The organism is Arcobacter sp. ISO1 (assembly GCF_058105185.1).
Map to the genome: position 1 here is coordinate 1,229,138 of NZ_CM176573.1, position 20,202 is coordinate 1,249,339.

Below are 20,202 nucleotides of genomic sequence, written 5' to 3' on the forward strand. Positions count from 1 at the left end.
TGTTGAAAATGTAATTCCTCCTATGGAAGAAAAGCAAGAGGCAAATCAAAATATATCTCCTGAAATACCTAATCAAACAGTTCAAGAAATACCTAATCAAACAGTCCAGGAAATGCCTCAAGAAACAGTCCAAGAAATTGTTGAAGAGCCAATTGTAGAAGAACCTGTTTATGAACCAATACCCCAGGTGGTTCCTGAAGTAATTGATGAAAATACAAAAGCATATAAACAATTGATTGCCAAGGTTTATGAAAGGGATGATGAGTTAGGTGAAGCCTTTGAAAAAAACTTTGTTTATAAAAACTTTTCAGATAATAAACTTGAAATTAGCTCTTATGCACAAGGTGATGAAAGAAAATTTTTACTAAAACATTATGGGATATTAAAACTTTTTATCTATGATATTTTTGGTGAGAATATTGAAATAGAATTTATTAAAGAGGAAACAAAAAAGTCTTTGAGTAATCATACTCAAGAAAAAAATGGTGAAAATTTAATTGAGAGAATGAAAGATAAGGAATCCTCAATTGCAGGTATTGCTTTAGTTAACGATATATCTTTAGATGAGGCAAAACAAGTATATGAAGCACAAAATTCTATTGAAAATGGTACAGGCTCAATGGTTGAAGATATAGAGGTTGGTTCTGGTTGTGTGGCAGATATGCAAAAAACTGCAAATCCTAGCCCCTCTCAAAAAGAGTTACAGTTAAAAGATATACTAAATTCTAGTCAATTAAATACAACAAAAGAATTGTTTCATATTAAAAAAATTACTGTTAAGACTAAAACTTAACTCTTAAGTTTGTTAAGAATATAATTCTTGGTTTGAGATATGAAAGACTATGAAAGGACACAAATGAAATTAATATCGGTTATTGGTGCAACTGCACTAATGTTTGGAAGTTTATTAGCTAATGATACTGTTGATGATAATGTGCTTAAGTTTGAAAAAGAAAGATTTTCAAAGAATAAAAGAGTAGAAATTAATAGTGTAAAAATAAATACTAAAAGAGAGATGCCACAAAAAGGTTGGTATGGATATATCATAGATTTAGATGCAAAAATGGCAGGAAAAGAGATAAAAGCAAAGGATGTTGTTTTTTCAAATGGTGAGATTATCGCCCCTGAACTTTTTGATATAAAAACAGGGATGGCATTAAAAGATTTGATGAATCCTAAGTTAACAAAAGATTATTATGATGAAAAAAAATTAATTGCAGGGAATCCTAATGCAGAAGATAAATTAGTGGTATTTTCAGATCCATTATGCCCTTTTTGTATGGATTATGTACCTGATGTAATAAATTATGTAAAAAAACATAAAGATAGTATAGCCTTGTATTATTATCATTTCCCATTATTAAGAATTCACCCAGCATCTGCTCCTTTATCTGCTCTTATGGTAGCAGCTAAAAATGATAAAATGACTGACATTGAATTAAAAGTATATGAAGCAGATTGGGATAAATACTTCGAATCAAGTGAAACAAATGCTCAAAAAGTTATTGATGGCTTTAATAAAGAGTTTAATACTTCATACACAATAAATGATATCAAAAATAAAAAAGTTGGAGATGAATTATCAGCTGATATCTCTAAAGGAGATAATGTGATGGTTCAAGGAACACCAACTATTTTTGTTAATGGTGAGAAAGACAAATCAAAATTAAAATATGAAATGTTAGGAAATTAAAATGGAAAAATTGATAATTGCAACAAGAAAAAGTAAATTAGCGCTATGGCAAAGTGAATATATAAAAGCTGAATTAAATAAGCATTATCCAGACATGGAGATTGAGTTAAAAACATTTTCTACAAAAGCTGATAAGATTTTAGATGTACCTTTAGCAAAAATTGGTGGTAAAGGATTATTTACAAAGGAGCTTGAAATTGCACTTGCTTCTAAAGAAGCTCATATTGCAGTACATAGTCTAAAAGATGTCCCTGTTAATTTTGAAGAGGGATTTGCACTAGCAGCAGTTACAAAAAGATTTGATCCAAGGGATGCTTTTTTAAGTGAAAAGTATGAAGGTATTCATGATTTACCAAATGGTGCAGTTGTAGGAACTACAAGTTTAAGAAGAAGATTAGAGTTAAAACTTTTAAGACCTGATATTGTTTTAAAAGATTTAAGAGGAAATATCAACACTAGAATTGCAAAATTAAAAGCTGGTGAGTATGATGCTATTATTCTTGCAGCAACAGGATTACAAAAACTTCAAATAGAAGATGAGGTGAAATATTTTAAACCAGTTTCAACAGATGATATGATTCCATCTATGGGGCAAGCAACACTAGGTATTGAAACTTTAGACAATAAAGAGATTATGGATATTGTTTCTGTATTACATGATAAAAATGCACATATTGAATCAACTATTGAAAGAGATTTTGTAAGAACTTTAGAGGGTGGTTGTCAAGTTCCAATTGGTGTTAAAGCAACTATCTTAGATGAAAACTCTATTGATGTAAAGGCAATAGTTGGAATGCCTGATGGTAGTGAATATATCCAAGAAGATATAGTTGCAGATCTTGAAGAATTTGAAAATGTAGGTAAAAATTTAGCTCAAACATTTATTGATCAAGGAGCTAAAGAGTTATTAGCTCGTGCTGAAAAAGTAGCATTTGAAGATTAAATGCTAGTCTAATGTTACGAAGTTTTGCTAATATCTAAAGAGAATAACTAGTTGTTCTCTATCTATGGCTTTTGCTATAGTGTTAAAAGAAGTGATAAATTCAAGGTCCTTAAAAAATTGGGACTATTTTTTAGGAGTAATTAATGAGAATTAAAGCAGAAGATTGTGTATTTGTTCAAGTTGATGTGCAAGAAAGATTATTTCCTCATATACAAAACAATGAAGAGTTAGAAAAAAACTTAGTAACATTAGTTAAAGGCTTACAATTACATGAGATTCCTATGATTGTAAATGAACAATATAAAAAAGGTATTGGCGAAACAATTGCAAGTTTAAAAGAGTTAACAGATGAGTATCCACATTTTGAGAAAACAACTTTTTCTTGTTGTGGAAATGAAGATGGTCTTTGTGCCATAAAAGATACAGGTAAAAAGATTGTTATTTTAGCTGGTATTGAGACTCATGTTTGTGTTCTACAGACTGCACTTGATTTGTTAGAAGAGGGATTACAACCTGTTCTTGTAACTGATTGTGTCAACTCTAGAAAAGAAAAAGATAAAGATATAGCAATAAAAAGAATGATTCAAGCAGGAGTGATTCCAACAACTTATGAATCATTATTATTTGAGTTAACTGTAAATGCAAAAAATCCAGTTTTTAAAGAGATTTCAAAACTGCTAAAATAAAAGGGACTGGTCATGGGAAAGATTGTTTTTTTGATTTTTATTTTATCAAGCTATTTAATCTCTTCAGAAATTAAAGAATTAAAAACCCTTGATGAGATTAAAGAAGATAAAAAAACCTTTCTTATTTTTAGTACCACTTATTGTCCTTGGTGCGCTAAACAAAAAAGAGTACTTGAAGAGATTGATGTGATTAGAGATGATTTATATATGTTTTATGTGAATGATTCTAGTGATATTTTTAAAAAGCTTTTAGAAAAGTATTCTTTTTCTATAAAATATTTTCCTACCTCTTATATTCTTGAAAAAAGTGAAGGGGATTTAACTATTTTATATGAATTTCAAGGCTATCAAAAAAAAGAGAATATTCTTAAGGTTTTAGATGATGAGGATAGTTTTTAAAACTATCCTTTTTTTATATTAAAAGCTTTCCCACTCATCATCGTTATTATTATTTGCAGTTACTGTCTTTTGTGAATTTGTAGCTTTAGGTTCTACTTTTTTAATCTTTTCTTTTGGAGTAGTATTTACCTTAGATGTTTTAGCAGATATTGAAGTTGAGGATTTACTAACTTGAATATCCCTTGCTTTTACAGAATTTTTACCTTCAAACTCTTTTTCATCTGCACTATTTAAAATAACTTCAGCAATTTGATTTGTTTGAGTTGCAATATCGTTTGTCTCACTTGCAATCATTGCATTTTCTTGAGTTTGTTTATCTAAAGAGTTAATGGCATCATTAATTTGAACAATTCCAGTTTCTTGCTCTTTCGAAGCTGAATTAACATCAGTAATTAATTCAATTGTTTCACTAACCTTACTATTTAAATCAGAATAACCTTTGATCATATTATCTGCAATTGATTTACCTTCATTTGCTTTTGTAGTTGCATTTTCAACTAAATCTTTAATCTCTTTAGCTGCTTCTGCACTTCTACTTGCAAGATTTCTTACTTCTTGTGCGACAACTGCAAATCCTTTACCAGCTTCTCCTGCTGTTGCTGCTTCAACTGCTGCATTTAAAGATAATATATTTGTTTGGAATGCAATTTGATCAATAACTGTAATTGCATCATTAATAGCTTTAACTTGTGTATCAATATCATCCATTGCTGATGTTGTTTTAGTTGCTAAATTTTCCCCATCACTTGCTGATTTATTTAAATCATTTGCCAAGATAGACATTCTATTTACTTTTTCATTACTTGATTTAATAATTGATGTTATCTCTTCTACTGCTGCTGCTGTTTCTTCCAATGAAGCTGCTGCCGTATTTGATGATGTATTAAGATTATTTACATTTGATGATAGTAATGTTGCACTGCTTTGAAGAGTTAAACCATTTTCTTTATTTTCAATAAGCATATTTGTAATTGCATCAGCAAGGATATTAAGGTTTTCTGCAAGTTCACCACTTGAATTTATTTTTGAAGTAAAACTATTGTTAGTAAATTCTTGTAAAACTGATGTGATTTCATTTAAGTCTGATGCGATTTTTCTCTCAAGATTATTCATCATATCATTGATAATATCTTTTAATGCTTTTATATTTTCATCTTTTGTATCACTTTGTACTCTTGCTGTTAAAACACCAGAGTTTACGCTATTTGCTACTTCAATAGTTTCATCAATTATTTTTTTATTTAACAAAGTTGTTTCTTCTAATTTTTCAAATGCTTCTGCTGATTCAAATTGTAATGTTTTAGCTTGAATAAATTGATTTATTAGTGTATAAACTGCATAAATAAGTATTATAAGTTCTATTAAAAATACAAAAATATGAATAAAAGTAAATAACCAACTACAGTTTGTACTCATAAGTATAATCTCTTTGCCCATAATTGAAGCACCATTTAATTGTAAGTAAGTAAATAAAAGGTGATGTACACCAGTAACAGCTGTCATTGCCATCATTGCGGTAATATCTTTATACACAACAAAGGCAGCAACATACACAAAAAAGAAGAAGTGCATCTCGATCATACCTAGTTGTTGCGAAATCATGATAGCAGGATATATTACAAATGCTGTACCAAAGATAATACGAGAAAGTACTGTACCTCTAAATATTTTATATGCTAAAAAAGTTGATGCAAAAGTTATACCTCCACCAACAAGACCTATAAAATAAGTACTATTACTATAAGATGTTACTCCAGCTACTAGTAAAAAGCTTATAAATGAAACAATAAGCATTAGTTTGTCAGCATTTCTATAATCTTCTGCTAAACTCTCCTGAACTTTTTGTGGTAAACTTTTATCCAAAAATGGAAAAAATACTTTCATCATGATGATGCTCCTTTTGTATTATTTAGATCTTTAATTATTTCTTCAATTTGAAGTGGTTTTGTTGTATAAATAAACTTTTGTTGATACATGTTTTTCTCTTCTTTTTTTAAAACATGTAAAAAACCTGAATGGTCAATTTCATTTTTATCTAACATTGAAGGTACAAATTTTATATTAAGTGTATTTATTATTTTTTTTATCTCTTCATTATTTAGATAAATACCTGTAAAATCTTCATCAAAAACTTTTGCAAATAAATCAACATTCTCTTTTGGTGTATTTTCTTGTAAATTTACAAAGTAGAAAGTGAATTTATTTTTATCAAGTTTTTTATATATTTGACTTATCTCATTTAATGCAGGGGAACAAATTGTTGCACAACCCACATAACCAAAATAAAGTAGTACATATTCAGAGTCTTCATTTTTTAAAAAATTAAAATTCGTATCAACTTGTTTATATATCTTCCCAGTTTCATCATTAGAATAAAGAGAAGGGAAAGCTGTAAATAAAAGTGTTGATAACATTAAAGTTATTAAAAATATACCAAAAATTATTTTTGTTTTAGACATAATAGTCTCCCTTTTATATGTTAGCATAATTATAGTATAAGATAGTATTAAAAGGGTATCAATTAGTTAAATAAAAAAAGGAAGGGTGTTTTTTACCCTTCCTTTAGTGATTAAAATTATTATTAATAAAAGTTTATAAATTAATCCATAGTCCCAGCTGGAACATGTACATTCCCATCCATGATAATTCTAGCACTTCTACTCATACTAGCTTTTTCAACAATATATTTATCACCATCTTTAGATAGTGTTGCTCCTACTTTGATAGCTCCACTTGGATGTCCAAAAGTAACAGAATCTTTTTCACCTCCACCTGCAGCAATATTTACTAAAGTTCCAGGAACACAAGCAGCAACTCCAATTGCAACAGAGGCAGTTCCCATCATAGCATGGTGTAGTTGTTGCATAGATAATGCTCTAACATGCAAATCCATTTCACTAGCTTTTACCTCTTTACCAGAAGAAGTAATAAAATCAGCTGCTGGGCTTACAAATGCAATTTTTGGTGTATGTTGTTGAGTTAATGCATCAGATGCATCTTTCATTACACCCATTTTAAGCGCACCTGCGATTCTAATTTTTTCAAATCTTTCAAGTGCTGCTGTATCTGAGTTAATATCATCTTGAAGCTCAGTTCCTTTATATCCAATCTCATCTGCATTAACAAATACTGTTGGAATACCAGCAGTTATCATAGTAGCTTTAAAAGTACCAACACCAGGAACTTCTAAATCATCTACTAAATTTCCAGTAGGAAATAACTCTTCACTAGGATCAACTGGCTCAACAAACTCTAAAACAATCTCTTCTGCTGGAAAGGCAACACCATCAATCTCATAATCACCCATCTCTTTAACCATTCCATTTTCCATTGTTACATAACAAAGAATAGTTTTTTTGATATTTGCTTGCCAAATTCTTACACAACAAACACCATTTTCTGGGACATTATCTACTAATCCCTCATTAATAGCAAAAGGACCAACTGCACTTGATAAGTTTCCACAGTTTCCACTCATATCAACAAAGTCTTTATCAATTGCAACTTGACAAAAATAGTAATCAACATCGTGATTAGCAACATTAGACTTTCCAACTAAAATAGCTTTTGAAGTAGATGAAGTTGCTCCACCCATGCCATCAATTTGTTTTTTATATAAATCTGGAGATCCTACGATTCTTTGTAATAATCTATCTCTTTTTTTTGGATCTTGTTTTGCTTCTTCAGGTAAATCTGCAATATTGAAAAATGTCCCCTTTGAAGTTCCACCTCTCATATATGTAGCTTTTACTTTAAATTGTGGTTTGTAAGCCATTGTATTTTCCCTTTTTATAAATTCACTTTAAATTGTTTATAAAAACATAGATTTTATACTTTTATAAATAATTTTAAATAATCAGTTAATTATAATCTCGTTCCCAAGCTCTAGCTTGGGAACGAATGTAATGTTATTTAAGGTTTATTTACCTTCAGCAACAACATCTTTAGCGAATTTTTGTAAAATACCACCGTTTTTGTAAACTTCAACTTCAGCAGAAGTATCTAATCTACATAAAACATTGAATTTAACTACATCACCATTTGCTCTAGTCATAACAACTGTTAAGTCACATCTAGGAGTGATTTCACCTTCTATATCAAAAGTTTCTGACCCATCAATTTCGTAAGTATGTCTAGTTTCACCATCTTTAAATTGTAATGGTAATACACCCATTCCAACTAAGTTAGTTCTGTGAATTCTTTCAATAGATTCAGCAATTAATACTTCAACACCAGCAAGTCTAACACCTTTTGCAGCCCAGTCTCTAGAAGAACCTTGACCGTAGTTAGTACCAGCAATGATAATTAATGGTTGTTTTCTATTGTTATACTCTTCAATAGCTTCCCACATTCTAGATTCTTTACCTTCTGGCATAATCTTAGTTAATGAACCTTGTTTAGTTTTTCCATTTTCATCTTTAACCATTTCGTTAAATAGTTTTGGATTTGCTAAAGTTGCTCTTGAAGCAGTATTATGATCCCCTCTATGTGTTGCATAAGAGTTAAGGTCAGGAATTGGAAGACCTTTTGAGATACAGTACTCACCAGAAGCACTATCAGGTAAGATAGCATTTGATGGAGATAAGTGATCAGTCGTAATGTTATCTGGGAATACACCTAATGGTCTCATACCTTTTAATGCTGGCATTTGCATATATTCATCTTCCCAATAAGGAGGCTTGTTGATATATGTCGAGTTAGTATTCCATTTATAGAAAGGATCTACTTTAATACCTGCGATTCCATCTCTAGCGAACATTGGGTTATAAATATCATTATACATTTCAGGTCTAACACACTCTTTTTCAACAGCGTTAATCTCTGCATCTGATGGCCATAAATCTTTTAATTTAATATCATTACCATCTTTATCTTGACCTAAAACATCATTTTCAATATCAAATCTAACAGTACCAGCTAATGCATATGCAATAACTAATGCAGGAGATGCTAAAAATGCTTCTTTTACATATGGGTGAATTCTTCCATCGAAGTTTCTATTCCCTGATAATACAGCAGTAGTGTAAATATCTCTATCTACAACTTCTTGTTGGATTTTTGGATCAAGAGCTCCAGACATACCATTACAAGTAGTACATGCAAAACCAACAACACCAAATCCTAGTTTTTCCATTTCAGGTAATAATCCAGCTTCTTTTAAATAAACTTCAATTACTTTAGATCCTGGCGCTAATGAAGACTTAACCCAAGGTTTTCTTTTTAATCCAAGCTCATTTGCTTTTTTAGCAAGTAAACCAGCAGCAATAACGTTTCTTGGATTTGAAGTATTTGTACAAGAAGTAATAGCAGCAATTAAGATACCACCATCTGGAATAAAGTCACCTTCTTGAGTCCACTCTTTTACAATTCCTTCTTCTTTTAAAGTTGAAGTTGGAACTAATTTATGAGGTTTAGAAGGACCTGCTAATGATCTAGTAACTGCTCCTAAATCAAATTTAATAGTTCTAGCATAAGTAGCATTTTGAACTTGGTCAGCCCATAAACCATTTGCCTTAGCATAAGCTTCAACTAATTTAACTTGTTGTGGCTCTCTACCTGTTACAGTTAAGTAATCAATAGTTTGCTCATCAATAGCAAACATACCTGCACTTGCTCCATACTCAGGAGTCATATTTGCAATTGTAGCTCTATCACCTAAGTTAAGATATTTGATACCTTCACCAAAGAATTCTAAGTAAGCTGAGATAACATTGTTTTCTCTTAAAAATGAAGTCATTGAAAGTGCAATATCAGTAGCTGTAATACCTTCTGATCTAACACCTGTAATTTCAACACCAATAATTTCAGGAACTCTCATATAAGATGGATTTCCAAGCATAACATTTTCAGCTTCTAATCCACCAACACCAACAGCAATAACACCAAGTGCATCAACGTGTGGAGTATGTGAATCTGTTCCTACTAATGTATCAGGACTTGCAATTCCATCGTCTAAATGTACAACTGGAGACATTTTCTCTAAGTTGATTTGGTGCATAATACCATTACCTGGAGGGATAACATCTACATTATTAAATGCTTCTTTTGTCCAGTTAATAAAGTGGAATCTATCTGCATTTCTTCTATCTTCAATATCTCTATTTTTTTGGAATGCATCTGGATCATATCCACCACACTCTACTGCTAATGAGTGGTCAACGATTAACTGAGTTGGAACAACTGGGTTAACTTTATCTGGATTACCACCTTTTGAAGCAACTGCTTCTCTAAGTCCTGCAAGATCAACAAATGCAGTTAATCCTAAGATATCGTGACAAATAACTCTTGATGGATACCAAGGGAAATCTTTGTCTGTTCTTTTTTCGATTAATTGTACTAATGAGTCTTCTAAATCTTCACTAGGACATTTTCTAATTAAGTTTTCTGCTAAAACTCTTGATGTGTAGTTTAATTTTTCAAATGAACCAGCTTGAATATCTTCAACTGCTGCTTTAACATCATAAAATTTAACACCATCAACACCATCAAGGTCTTTAAGATATTTTTCGTTTGTCATATTATTTATACCTATTTTTAATTTTTTCTCTATAAAAAATAAAAGCCATCAAAAAATTTGATGGCTTTTAAGTCTTGAATAATCTTTTGATTATTCTCTTTCCTCTAAAGGAACGTATTTTAAGTCTTCAGGACCTGTATAGGTTGCAGATGGTCTAATAATTTTACCATCTTCTCTTTGCTCAATAGCATGTGCACCCCATCCAGTAACTCTTGAGATAATGAAAATTGGAGTAAACATATCTGTTGGAATTCCCATTTGGTTATAAGAAACTGCAGAGAACCAATCTAAGTTAGGGAACATTTTTTTGTTATCCCACATGATTGTTTCAATTCTTTCAGCAACGTCATACATTAATGTATTGTTGTTTTCTTTAGATAAATCTTCAGCAACTTTTTTAATTACTACGTTTCTTGGATCACAAGAAGAGTAAACTGGGTGTCCAAATCCAATAATAATCTCTTTTCTAGCCATTCTTTCTAAGATATCTTTTTCAGCTTCATCAGGTGAAGAGTATCTTTCTTGAATATAAAATGCAACTTCATTAGCTCCACCATGTTTTGGACCTCTTAATGCTCCAATTGCACCAGTGATACAAGAGAACATATCTGAATTAGTTCCAGAAATAACTCTTGAAGTAAATGTAGATGCATTAAATTCATGCTCAGCATAAAGGATTAATGATGTATGCATAGCTCTAACCCAAGATTCTCTTGGTTTTTCACCATGTAAAAGGTGTAAGAAGTGACCACCAATTGAATCATCATCAGTTACAACATCAATTCTTTTTCCATTGTATGCATAGTGGTACCAGTAACATAACATAGAACCAAAACAAGACATTAATTTATCAACGATAGCTTGTGCCTCATCTTTTGGATGAGATTCATCTTCAGACATTATTGCTCCAAGAACTGAACAACCTGTTCTCATAACATCCATTGGATGAGCAGTTTTTGGTAATTGCTCTAATGCAACTTTAACACCATCTGGAATATCTCTTAAACCTTGTAGCTTAGTTTTATAAGCAGCTAATTCAGCTTTATTAGGTAATTTTTCGTGAACGATTAAATGTGCAATCTCTTCAAACTCTGCTGTGTTAGCGAATTCTAAAATATCATAACCTCTATAGTGTAAGTCATTTCCACTTTTCCCCACTGTACAAATAGCAGTGTTACCTGCAGATTGCCCTGATAATGCAACTGATTTTTTTGGTTTAAATCCCGTAGTTGTGCTCATAAATTTCTCCTTTTGTAAACTTTTCCCTAGTTTTTTACTTTTATTTTTTTAAGTCTAATTACTTAGCTTTTCCCTTAGAAAATAACTCATCCATTTTTTGCTCATAGTCATGGTACCCTAACATATCGTAAAGCTCCATTCTTGTTTGCATAGTATCAAGAACACTCTCTTGAGTACCTTTTTCTCTTAGTTCTTTATATACATTTAATGCAGCTTTGTTCATTGCTCTAAATGCAGATAATGGATAAAGAACCATTTCAATTCCAACTGAACCTAACTCTTCAGTAGTAAACATTGGAGTTGCCCCAAACTCAGTAATGTTTGCTAATACTGGTACTGTCATTTGCTCACAGAACTCTTTGTATTCTTTTAGTGTATGAACTGCTTCAGCAAAAATTGCATCTGCTCCAGCCTCAACATAAGCTTTTGCTCTAGATACTGCAGCTTCTTGACCTTCAGATGCATGTGCATCAGTTCTAGCAATAATATAGAAATCTGGGTCTAATTGCATTTTTGCATCAACCGCCGCTCTAATTCTGTCACACATCTCTTCTGTTGTAACTAATTCTTTGTTTGGTCTATGACCACATCTTTTTGCAGCAACTTGATCTTCGATATGTAATCCAGCAGCACCAGCTCTGATAAATTCTTTAACAGTTCTAGAAACGTTGAATGCGTGTCCCCAACCTGTATCAGCATCAACAATTAATGGAGTATCACAAATAGAAGTAACTCTTCTAATATCAATACAAACATCTTCAATCATAGTCATACCTAAATCTGGTAAACCGTATGAAGCGTTAGCAATACCACCACCTGATAAATAGATAGCTTTGTATCCAACTTTAGTAGCTTGTAATGCTTGATAAGCATTGATAGTTCCTACGATTTGTAGTGGAGATTCTTCTTTTAATGCTTCTCTAAATTTTTTTCCTGCGCTCATATGAATCCTTATATAAATTAAGTGATAATCATTATACTACTGTTTACAAAAGTAGTATTGTATATTTTTTGATTTAGAAATTACAACTTTTTTTAAGAAATAGAGGTTTTGTACAATATTTGTTCTTATGTATACTAATGGTACAATAAATTCCAAGAAAATTATTAGGGCCTTAAAATGACATATAAAAATGGAATAGAAAAATTTATAGAGATTTTTAAAAGATCAAATTTGAGTATATCAAAATTTGCTTCTCTTATTCAAAAAGATAGACGTACTGTTACTTCATGGATAGACAATGTTTCTGATATTGAGCCAAATGATGATGTTAAAAATAAAATTTGTAATGTTTTTAGATATCCAGATTTTATCTGGGAAGAGGGATGTACAGGGGAAGAGTTTATAAAGTCAATTAGTCAGATTCCTCAAAAAGAGGTAAGAATTATTGATGAAGACTATGAAGGAAGACTAAAATATATTATGGATCTTGAAAAAAATAGAAGATTTGTAATACAAGCACAATTCCCTGGACCTATGTATAGAGATACTGCTGTGAAAAAAGTTTATAGAACAAGAACATCAACAGAAATAGAGGAATTAAAACAGTTAAGAATTGAACAGATGCTAAGATATGATTATGATACTACTGAGTGGTATTCAATTAAATCAGTTCTAATTTTTTGTTTTGCTAACTTTGGTAACTTTTATACAAAAGAGGAAAAAATTAAAATTTTAGAATTGATGTATGAACTATTTAATAATAACTATAATAAGAAGTTGTTTTTGTTTGATTCTTTTTCAAGAAAGATATATGGAATGGATACTACATATATATCTATTAATGTAAAGCAGAAGATTTTATTTTTTAAATCACCTATTGAGTCTGTATTTATTGAGATTAGAAATAAAAATTTAGTTGAAAGAATGCATAAATACTATTCTTCACCAATTGAAGCACCATCCCATGTAAACTTTTTAGAATCAGTTAAAATTTTAAAAATATTACAAGATGCTGTAAGATATAACAACAGTATTATACAAGCATATGAAACTATTAATAGAACAACTGATTATGGTGAATTATTTTTTAACAACTTATCATTAGATTTACAAAAACAAGTAAGTCAACCAAAACCAGGTCAAAAAAGAAATTAATTAGGTGGGAAAAATAATGACAACAAAGGAAAAATTGTTAGCTGTAACTTTTGAAGAAATATATGAAAATGGGTATCATTCAGTTTCAGTTGACAAAATATTAAAAAAAGCACAATTAAATAAAGGTAGTATGTACCATTATTTTAAATCAAAAAAAGAGTTAGTATTAGCAGTTATTGATGTCCATGTATATGGTTACATTGATAGAAAATATAGTGCAATTTTAGAAGTAGAAGAAAACTATATTGATTCTATGTTTAATGTTTTAAGAAATACAGATTCATTTAATCATACTTTAGGGTGTAGATTGAACTCATTGGTTCAAGAATTATCTCACCATGATAATGATTTTAAAAAAGCTTTAGAAAAGGTATATTTAAATTTTGAAGATGTTATCTACAGAGTTTTAAAAAAAGCAGAAGAAAGAAAAGAGATAGAACATCCAAATATAAAAGAACTTGCTATATTTGTTGTTGCTTCCATTGAAGGGTGTTTATCAACTTCAAAAAAGAGTCAAGATGGAAAAATTTTTGCAAACTGTATAGAGCAATTAGCCTACTATTTTGATAAAATAAAAATAAAATCATAAAATTTTTTAAATTCTCTTGACTAAATAGTCAAAAATTGTTATAATTTCTTTGACCAATCAGTCAAGATCTTCTTTCGTCTCAAAATTTGACTGGTTAGTCAAGAAATTACGATCTCTTTTAAAAAGGGATTCTTTAAAGGATATGCTATGAAAAAGTTTATTGGAATTGTAGTTTATAGTTTTACACTTGCTACATTAGTTGCAATGATGATATCTGAAGGTTCTAAGTTTTATTCATAAAATTTAGAACTTTTCATTATTTAAATTTATTTCTTACTTAACCCGCTCTTACAAATTATTTTAATACAATAAACAATTCAAATTAATACAATCAAGGAAAAAACTTGAAGCAATATTTAGATTTACTACAACATATTTTGGACAATGGCACTACAAAAGAAGATAGAACAGGAACAGGAACAACTTCAGTTTTTGGATATCAAATGAGATTTGATTTAAGCCAAGGTTTCCCATTGGTTACTACTAAAAAAACATTTTTAAAAGGTATTATAAGTGAGCTTTTATGGTTTATTGAAGGTAGCACTGATGAAAGAAGATTAGCTGAAATTCACTATGGTGATAAAGCTTCTAATATTATAGGTAAAAATACAGTTTGGACTGCAAATGCAGATGCTCAAGGTAAAGCTTTAGGTTATACTAATTCCGACACTGTTAAAGAGCTAGGTCCTGTTTATGGTGCACAATGGAGATCTTGGAAGGGTGAGAATGGAAAATCTTATGACCAACTAGCTGATGTAATAAATCAAATAAAAACAAATCCAGATAGTAGAAGAATTATATTAAATGCATGGAATGTAGCAGAGATTGAAAATATGGCATTACCTCCATGTCATACTTTCTTTCAATTTTATGTAGCAAATGGAAAATTATCTTGTCAACTTTATCAAAGAAGTGCCGATGTATTTTTAGGAGTACCTTTTAATATTGCTTCTTATGCACTTTTAACAATTATGATTGCACAAGTTTGTGATTTAGAAGTAGGAGATTTTGTACATACTTTTGGTGATGCACATATTTACTCAAACCATATGGATCAAGTAAATTTACAACTAAGCAGAACGCCACATAAATTACCAACAATGAAGATAAACAAAGATATAAAAGATATAAATGATTTTAAAATGAGTGATTTTGAACTTGTAGGTTATGAGTGTGATGAACCAATTAAAGCAGTTATGGCTGTATAAAGAGGAGAAAACTAAACTATGAAAATTTCAATGATTGTTGCATACGGAAAGAATTGGGAAATAGGTTTAAATAATCAAATGTTATGGCATATTAGTGAGGATTTTAAAAACTTTAAAGCAATTACTTCAGGACATCATCTATTAATGGGACGAAAAACTTTTGAATCTATTCTCAGTGTTTCTGCGAAACACAGTCGCTCTGGAGTTGGAAAACCACTTCCAAATAGAACATCATTAGTTTTAACAAGGGGTGACTTTAGCCATGAAGGTGTACATACATTTTCTGATGTTCAAGAAGCTTTTAATTTTGCAAGGGTTAATGCAGAAGAGGAACTTTTTATAATAGGTGGAGCTAATATTTATGAAACACTATTCCCATATGTTGATAAAATGTATTTAACTGAAGTCGACTTTGAAGGTGAAGCAGATGCATATTTAAAAGAGATTGATTTTTCTTCTTGGGATTTAGCTGAAGAAAAAAGTTATGATGCTATTTTATCTGAAGATGGAAATATAAAAACTCCAGCTTGGAAGTTTAAAGTCTGGGTGAAAAAAGATTAATTTTTTAAAAAGGGATTAATTCCCTTTTTAAATAGACTAAAGTACATTTAATTGGTGTGCTAAATCTGCTGCTATTCTTTTGTAGTTTCTAATATCAAGAAGTCTTTCTTGACCTTTTACACCAACTTCTGCTACATCTTTCTTTGAAAGTCCTATAATATGTTCAAGTTTATTTTTTATAGAATCTTTGTCAAATTTACAAAACCAAGCATCGTGGTCATCTGTAAAAATTGTATTATTATTAGCATTATTTGTCATAATACAAGGAACAGCTGATGAATAATAATCCATAATTTTTACTGGTGTTGAGGTATTAAATAAAGCAATTTCTGGTAAAACTGATATTCCAATATCTGCCTTAGCAATAAATTCTAATAATTCTTTTTTTGTCTTCGCATTATTAATCTCTACATTAGCTGCTATATTTGAATAATTATGAACCACATCAACAGCATACTCTGGGTCTTTTGTTGAAATTGTTAATTTCCAGTTTGTTGCTTCTAATTCATTAAAAGCTTCTAACACTGTTTCAAACTCTCTTAATTTGTCTAATGTTCCAGCATAAAAAAATCTTTTTTCTTCTCTTTCATGTTGAAGGTTATTATGTAAAACTTCTGGATCAATTGCAGGTGGACAAATAAAAGTTTTAATATTTACGCCACTAAAATACTCCTCTTGCATCTCTTTTGAAGTTGGTAAGAAGATATCACATTTGTTTATCATTCTTGTTTCAGAAAAAGTTGAAAGTTTATTATTTATGTATCCTAAAAAACTAGATTTATTGTTTGCTTCATCAACTTGTATCTTTGCAATTCTTTTAGGAAAAGATAGTCTATATCCAACTTTATAATTATATTGGCCACTTAAAGAAAGTACATTTTTAAGTATTTGTGCTGAGTTTCTAACAAATACATATGAATAAGAAGAGATATCAATACCTCTGTTATTTAATTCTTCTATAGATTTCTCTTTTCTTGCAATTGGTAAAATAAATCTATGATCATCTTTTTTCTCAAATTCTGCTTTAAATTCACTAAAATAGACAATATCAACTTCATAAAACTCTTTTAAATATTTTTCAAAAAGTGGACCTATAAAACTGTGATCTGTATATTCATCTTGGTCTGTAATATATAAAATTTTTTCCATGTATAACTCCTAAAAGTATTTTAAAAATTATATTACTAAATAGTCGCAATAAAAAAGCATTATAATTTATAAAATAATGTTATTAAGTATTTAAATTCAATTATAATTAAGATATAATGAACTTATACTAATTATGAAGGAGATGAACAGATGGCACGTTTTACTTTACCTCGAGACATATACCATGGTGCAGGCTCTTTAGAAGAATTAAAAAATCTAAAAGGTCAAAAAGCAATAGTTGTTACAGGTGGAAGATCTATGAAAAAATTTGGTTTTCTTGATCAAACTATAGACTATTTAAAACAAGCAGGTTTGGAAGTTGAAACTATAGAAGGAGTTGAACCTGATCCAGGAGTTGATACAGTTATGGATGGAGCAAAAAGAATGCTTGCTTTTGAGCCTGATATTATTGTATCAATTGGTGGAGGTTCAGCTATTGATGCTGCAAAAGCCATGTGGATTTTTTATGAATATCCCGACTTTACTTTTAAAGAAGCAGTTATTCCTTTTAATTTACCTACACTAAGACAAAAAGCAATTTTTGTTGCAATTCCTTCTACAAGCGGTACAGCAACAGAAGTTACAGCTTTTTCAGTAATAACAGATTATAAAGAAAAAATAAAATACCCTTTGGCAGATTTTAATATTACTCCAGATATAGCAATAATTGATCCTGATATTGCTAAAACAATGCCAAAAAAACTTATAGCTCATACAGGAATGGATGCTTTAACACATGCAACAGAAGCATATGTTGCTGCATTACATAGTAATTTTTCAGATCCATTGGCTTTAAAAGCTTTGGCAATGATAAAGAAAAGTTTAATTGATTCTTATAATGATAATGAAGAAGCAAAGGAGCTTATGCATGAAGCTCAATGCCTAGCGGGAATGGCTTTTTCTAATGCTTTACTTGGAATAACTCACTCAATGGCTCATAAAGTTGGAGCAGTGTTTGGGATTCCCCATGGATGTGCAAATGCAATATTCTTACCTTATGTTATTGCATATAATAGAAAAGCTTGCGAAGAAAGATATGCTGACATAGCAAGATATTTAGAGTTAGATGGAAAGACTAATGAAGAATTAGTTGACTCATTTATTGCTTTAATAGACAATTTAAATAATAAATTAGATATTCCTCATTCTATGCAAGAGTATGGAATAGAAGAAAGTGAATTTAATGAAAATCTAGAGTTTATAGCTCATAATGCTGTTTTAGATGCTTGTACAGGAGCAAATCCTAGAGAAATTGATGATGAAAATATGAAAAAACTTTTTATATGTACTTATTATAAAAAAGAAGTTGATTTTTAAAATTTAAACTAAAATAGAGAAATCTATTTTAGTTTATTCACTTTTTTTAAATTTTATTTCTGCTAATAAAAGAGCAAAAATAATTAAAGTTGCACCAAAGATTTGCGTCATAGTTAATAATTCATTACCTACAAAATAACCAAAAAATCCTGCACTTACAGGCTCCATTGTAAATATAATTGCGGTTTTAGTTGGTGTTGTAAATTGTTGCATATATGTTTGAATTAAAAAAGCATAAACAGTAGCAAATATTGCAGTAATTATCAATGCTTTTAAAAATGTATAATCTAATCCAACATTAAAAGTAACATCATCAACAAACAATGAAAATATTAAAGAAAGAATTGACACAGTTAAAAACTGGAAAAAAACTAATAAAAAGACATTTACTTTCTTTGAAAAAATATCGGTATAGGCAATTTGTAAGGCAAAAAATGCAGCACATATTAAACCTAAAGTTTCACCAAAACCAAGGCTTAAATCACCGCTCATAGTTAATAAGTATAATCCAGCAACAGCAAATAAAGAGCCTAAGAAAACCATTGGTCTAACATGTTGTTTGAATATTACATAGGCTATAAAAGGAACAATAATTACATTAAGTCCTGTTAAAAAAGCAACAATTGAACTTTTTGTATAAGCCAAACCAAATGTTTGTGTAGCAAAACCTCCAAATAGAAAAAATCCTAAAACTATTCCAAAAAGAACAGTTTCTTTATTTAGTGATTTAAAAAATTTAAAGGCAATTATTCCCATAAGAATTGTAGCAAGTGAAAATCTGTAAAACAAAAAAGCATAAACAGGAACAGTTTTAATAGCATCTTGCACCATTAAAAAAGTTACACCCCAAGCAATAGCAACAGTTAATAAAAGAAAATCTGCACGAAATTCCAATAGTTTTTTTTTCACCAAAATTTTTCTCCCTAAAATAAAAAGAGGGATTATACACTAATAAACTATAAATTGCATATAAATTGTATATTTATCACACATTATATATAACTTTAAATCATTTTATTATAGTATAATTACTTTAGACTAAAAAAAGAGATGTAAATGAGTAATAATATTATTTCAATGGACAACATCAACAAGTATTTTGATGATTTCCATGTTCTTAAAAATGTAAATTTTTATGTAAAAAAAGGTGAGATTGTTGTAGTGTGTGGTCCTTCAGGTTCTGGAAAATCAACACTAATTAGATGTATTAATGGACTTGAAGATATAGATAATGGTCAAATTACATTTGACAATATAGATATTCATGCAAGTAAAAAAAATCTGCAAGAAATAAGAGGTGAAGTTGGAATGGTTTTCCAACATTTTAATCTATTTCCTCACTTAACAATATTAGAAAATATTACATTAGCTCCGACACTTGTAAAAAATTCTAAAAGTGAAGATGTTAAAAAAACAGCTATGGGACTACTTAAAAAAGTAAAGCTTGAAGATAAAGCAAATTCATATCCTGCTGATTTATCAGGTGGACAAAAGCAAAGGGTAGCTATTGCAAGAAGTCTTGCTATGAAACCTAAAGTGATTTTATTTGATGAACCAACATCAGCTTTAGACCCTGAAACAATTGGTGATGTACTTTCTGTAATGAAAGACTTGGCAAAAGAAAACTTTACTATTGTTTGTGTAACACATGAAATGGGATTTGCTAAAGAAGTTGGAGATAGAATTGTATTTATGGATCATGGTGTAATTGTTGAAGAAAATACCCCAAAAGAGTTTTTTGAAAATCCAAAATCTGACAGAGCTAAAAACTTTTTAAATGAAATATTAACTCATTAACAAAAA

General features: G+C 29.9%; 17 protein-coding genes and 1 pseudogene. 10 read left to right on the forward strand and 8 right to left on the reverse strand.

Translation table 11 applies throughout. From position 1 onward, the window contains the following. Positions 1-856 precede the first annotated feature (856 nt). The 4 genes from AC2TY9_RS06100 to AC2TY9_RS06115 all read left to right on the forward strand — a co-directional run bounded on the left by AC2TY9_RS06100 (position 857) and on the right by AC2TY9_RS06115 (position 3,721). On the forward strand, positions 857-1,693 hold the full coding sequence (locus AC2TY9_RS06100; RefSeq protein WP_489780065.1) for a DsbA family protein: 837 nt from the start codon (positions 857-859) through the stop codon (positions 1,691-1,693). A 1-nt stretch (position 1,694) separates the two neighbouring features. Further along, positions 1,695-2,636, forward strand: a complete 942-nt coding sequence (hemC, locus tag AC2TY9_RS06105) for a hydroxymethylbilane synthase (protein WP_489780066.1) — start codon at positions 1,695-1,697, stop codon at positions 2,634-2,636. Positions 2,637-2,779: 143 nt separating this feature from the next. Then, positions 2,780-3,322 carry a hydrolase gene (locus AC2TY9_RS06110; protein WP_489780067.1) on the forward strand — a complete coding sequence of 181 codons (543 nt, stop codon included), beginning with the start codon at positions 2,780-2,782 and terminating at the stop codon, positions 3,320-3,322. 12 nt (positions 3,323-3,334) lie between these two features. Then, positions 3,335-3,721, forward strand: a complete 387-nt coding sequence (locus AC2TY9_RS06115; RefSeq protein WP_489780068.1) for a thioredoxin fold domain-containing protein — start codon at positions 3,335-3,337, stop codon at positions 3,719-3,721. An 18-nt stretch (positions 3,722-3,739) separates the two neighbouring features. On the opposite strand, the pseudogene AC2TY9_RS06120 reads toward AC2TY9_RS06115, so the two are convergent. The 6 genes and pseudogenes from AC2TY9_RS06120 to prpB all read right to left on the reverse strand — a co-directional run. Continuing rightward, positions 3,740-4,759, reverse strand: a pseudogene (locus AC2TY9_RS06120) (methyl-accepting chemotaxis protein); the annotation flags it as partial. A gap of 845 nt (positions 4,760-5,604) precedes the next feature. Beyond that, positions 5,605-6,180 carry an SCO family protein gene (locus tag AC2TY9_RS06125; protein ID WP_489780069.1) on the reverse strand — a complete coding sequence of 192 codons (576 nt, stop codon included), beginning with the start codon at positions 6,178-6,180 and terminating at the stop codon, positions 5,605-5,607. Between the two features lie 140 nt (positions 6,181-6,320). Then, positions 6,321-7,496 (reverse strand): 2-methylaconitate cis-trans isomerase PrpF, encoded by a 1,176-nt coding sequence (gene prpF / locus AC2TY9_RS06130; RefSeq protein ID WP_489780070.1) that lies wholly within the window; start codon positions 7,494-7,496, stop codon positions 6,321-6,323. Positions 7,497-7,640: 144 nt separating this feature from the next. Further along, positions 7,641-10,238 carry a Fe/S-dependent 2-methylisocitrate dehydratase AcnD gene (gene acnD / locus AC2TY9_RS06135; protein ID WP_489780071.1) on the reverse strand — a complete coding sequence of 866 codons (2,598 nt, stop codon included), beginning with the start codon at positions 10,236-10,238 and terminating at the stop codon, positions 7,641-7,643. A gap of 90 nt (positions 10,239-10,328) precedes the next feature. Beyond that, positions 10,329-11,477 carry a bifunctional 2-methylcitrate synthase/citrate synthase gene (gene prpC, locus AC2TY9_RS06140; protein ID WP_489780072.1) on the reverse strand — a complete coding sequence of 383 codons (1,149 nt, stop codon included), beginning with the start codon at positions 11,475-11,477 and terminating at the stop codon, positions 10,329-10,331. 58 nt (positions 11,478-11,535) lie between these two features. Further along, the gene (gene prpB / locus AC2TY9_RS06145) at positions 11,536-12,420 is read right to left on the reverse strand and encodes a methylisocitrate lyase (protein ID WP_489780073.1); all 885 of its coding nucleotides are present in this window, start codon (positions 12,418-12,420) and stop codon (positions 11,536-11,538) included. A gap of 177 nt (positions 12,421-12,597) precedes the next feature. Here prpB and AC2TY9_RS06150 point away from each other — a divergent pair, with 177 nt between their 5' ends. From AC2TY9_RS06150 to AC2TY9_RS06165, 4 genes are all read left to right on the forward strand, one after another. Next, the gene (locus AC2TY9_RS06150) at positions 12,598-13,575 is read left to right on the forward strand and encodes a hypothetical protein (protein WP_489780074.1); all 978 of its coding nucleotides are present in this window, start codon (positions 12,598-12,600) and stop codon (positions 13,573-13,575) included. 16 nt (positions 13,576-13,591) lie between these two features. Then, positions 13,592-14,164 carry a TetR/AcrR family transcriptional regulator gene (locus AC2TY9_RS06155; RefSeq protein WP_489780075.1) on the forward strand — a complete coding sequence of 191 codons (573 nt, stop codon included), beginning with the start codon at positions 13,592-13,594 and terminating at the stop codon, positions 14,162-14,164. Between the two features lie 344 nt (positions 14,165-14,508). Next, positions 14,509-15,372: a thymidylate synthase gene (locus AC2TY9_RS06160; protein ID WP_489780076.1), complete on the forward strand. Its 864-nt coding sequence runs from the start codon at positions 14,509-14,511 to the stop codon at positions 15,370-15,372. Between the two features lie 18 nt (positions 15,373-15,390). Further along, positions 15,391-15,933: a dihydrofolate reductase gene (locus tag AC2TY9_RS06165; RefSeq protein ID WP_489780077.1), complete on the forward strand. Its 543-nt coding sequence runs from the start codon at positions 15,391-15,393 to the stop codon at positions 15,931-15,933. 36 nt (positions 15,934-15,969) lie between these two features. On the opposite strand, the gene AC2TY9_RS06170 is transcribed toward AC2TY9_RS06165, so the two are convergent. Beyond that, positions 15,970-17,082, reverse strand: a complete 1,113-nt coding sequence (locus AC2TY9_RS06170; protein ID WP_489780078.1) for a glycosyltransferase — start codon at positions 17,080-17,082, stop codon at positions 15,970-15,972. A 150-nt stretch (positions 17,083-17,232) separates the two neighbouring features. Here AC2TY9_RS06170 and AC2TY9_RS06175 point away from each other — a divergent pair, with 150 nt between their 5' ends. Further along, complete coding sequence (locus AC2TY9_RS06175) at positions 17,233-18,399, forward strand: iron-containing alcohol dehydrogenase (RefSeq protein ID WP_489780079.1); 1,167 nt, start codon at positions 17,233-17,235, stop codon at positions 18,397-18,399. A gap of 33 nt (positions 18,400-18,432) precedes the next feature. Here the strand turns inward: AC2TY9_RS06175 and AC2TY9_RS06180 are convergent, their stop codons facing one another. Then, a complete protein-coding gene (locus tag AC2TY9_RS06180) occupies positions 18,433-19,308 on the reverse strand; it encodes a DMT family transporter (RefSeq protein WP_489780080.1) in 876 nt (291 codons plus the stop codon). 159 nt (positions 19,309-19,467) lie between these two features. Here AC2TY9_RS06180 and AC2TY9_RS06185 point away from each other — a divergent pair, with 159 nt between their 5' ends. Beyond that, on the forward strand, positions 19,468-20,196 hold the full coding sequence (locus AC2TY9_RS06185; protein ID WP_489780405.1) for an amino acid ABC transporter ATP-binding protein: 729 nt from the start codon (positions 19,468-19,470) through the stop codon (positions 20,194-20,196). Positions 20,197-20,202: the final 6 nt, after the last annotated feature.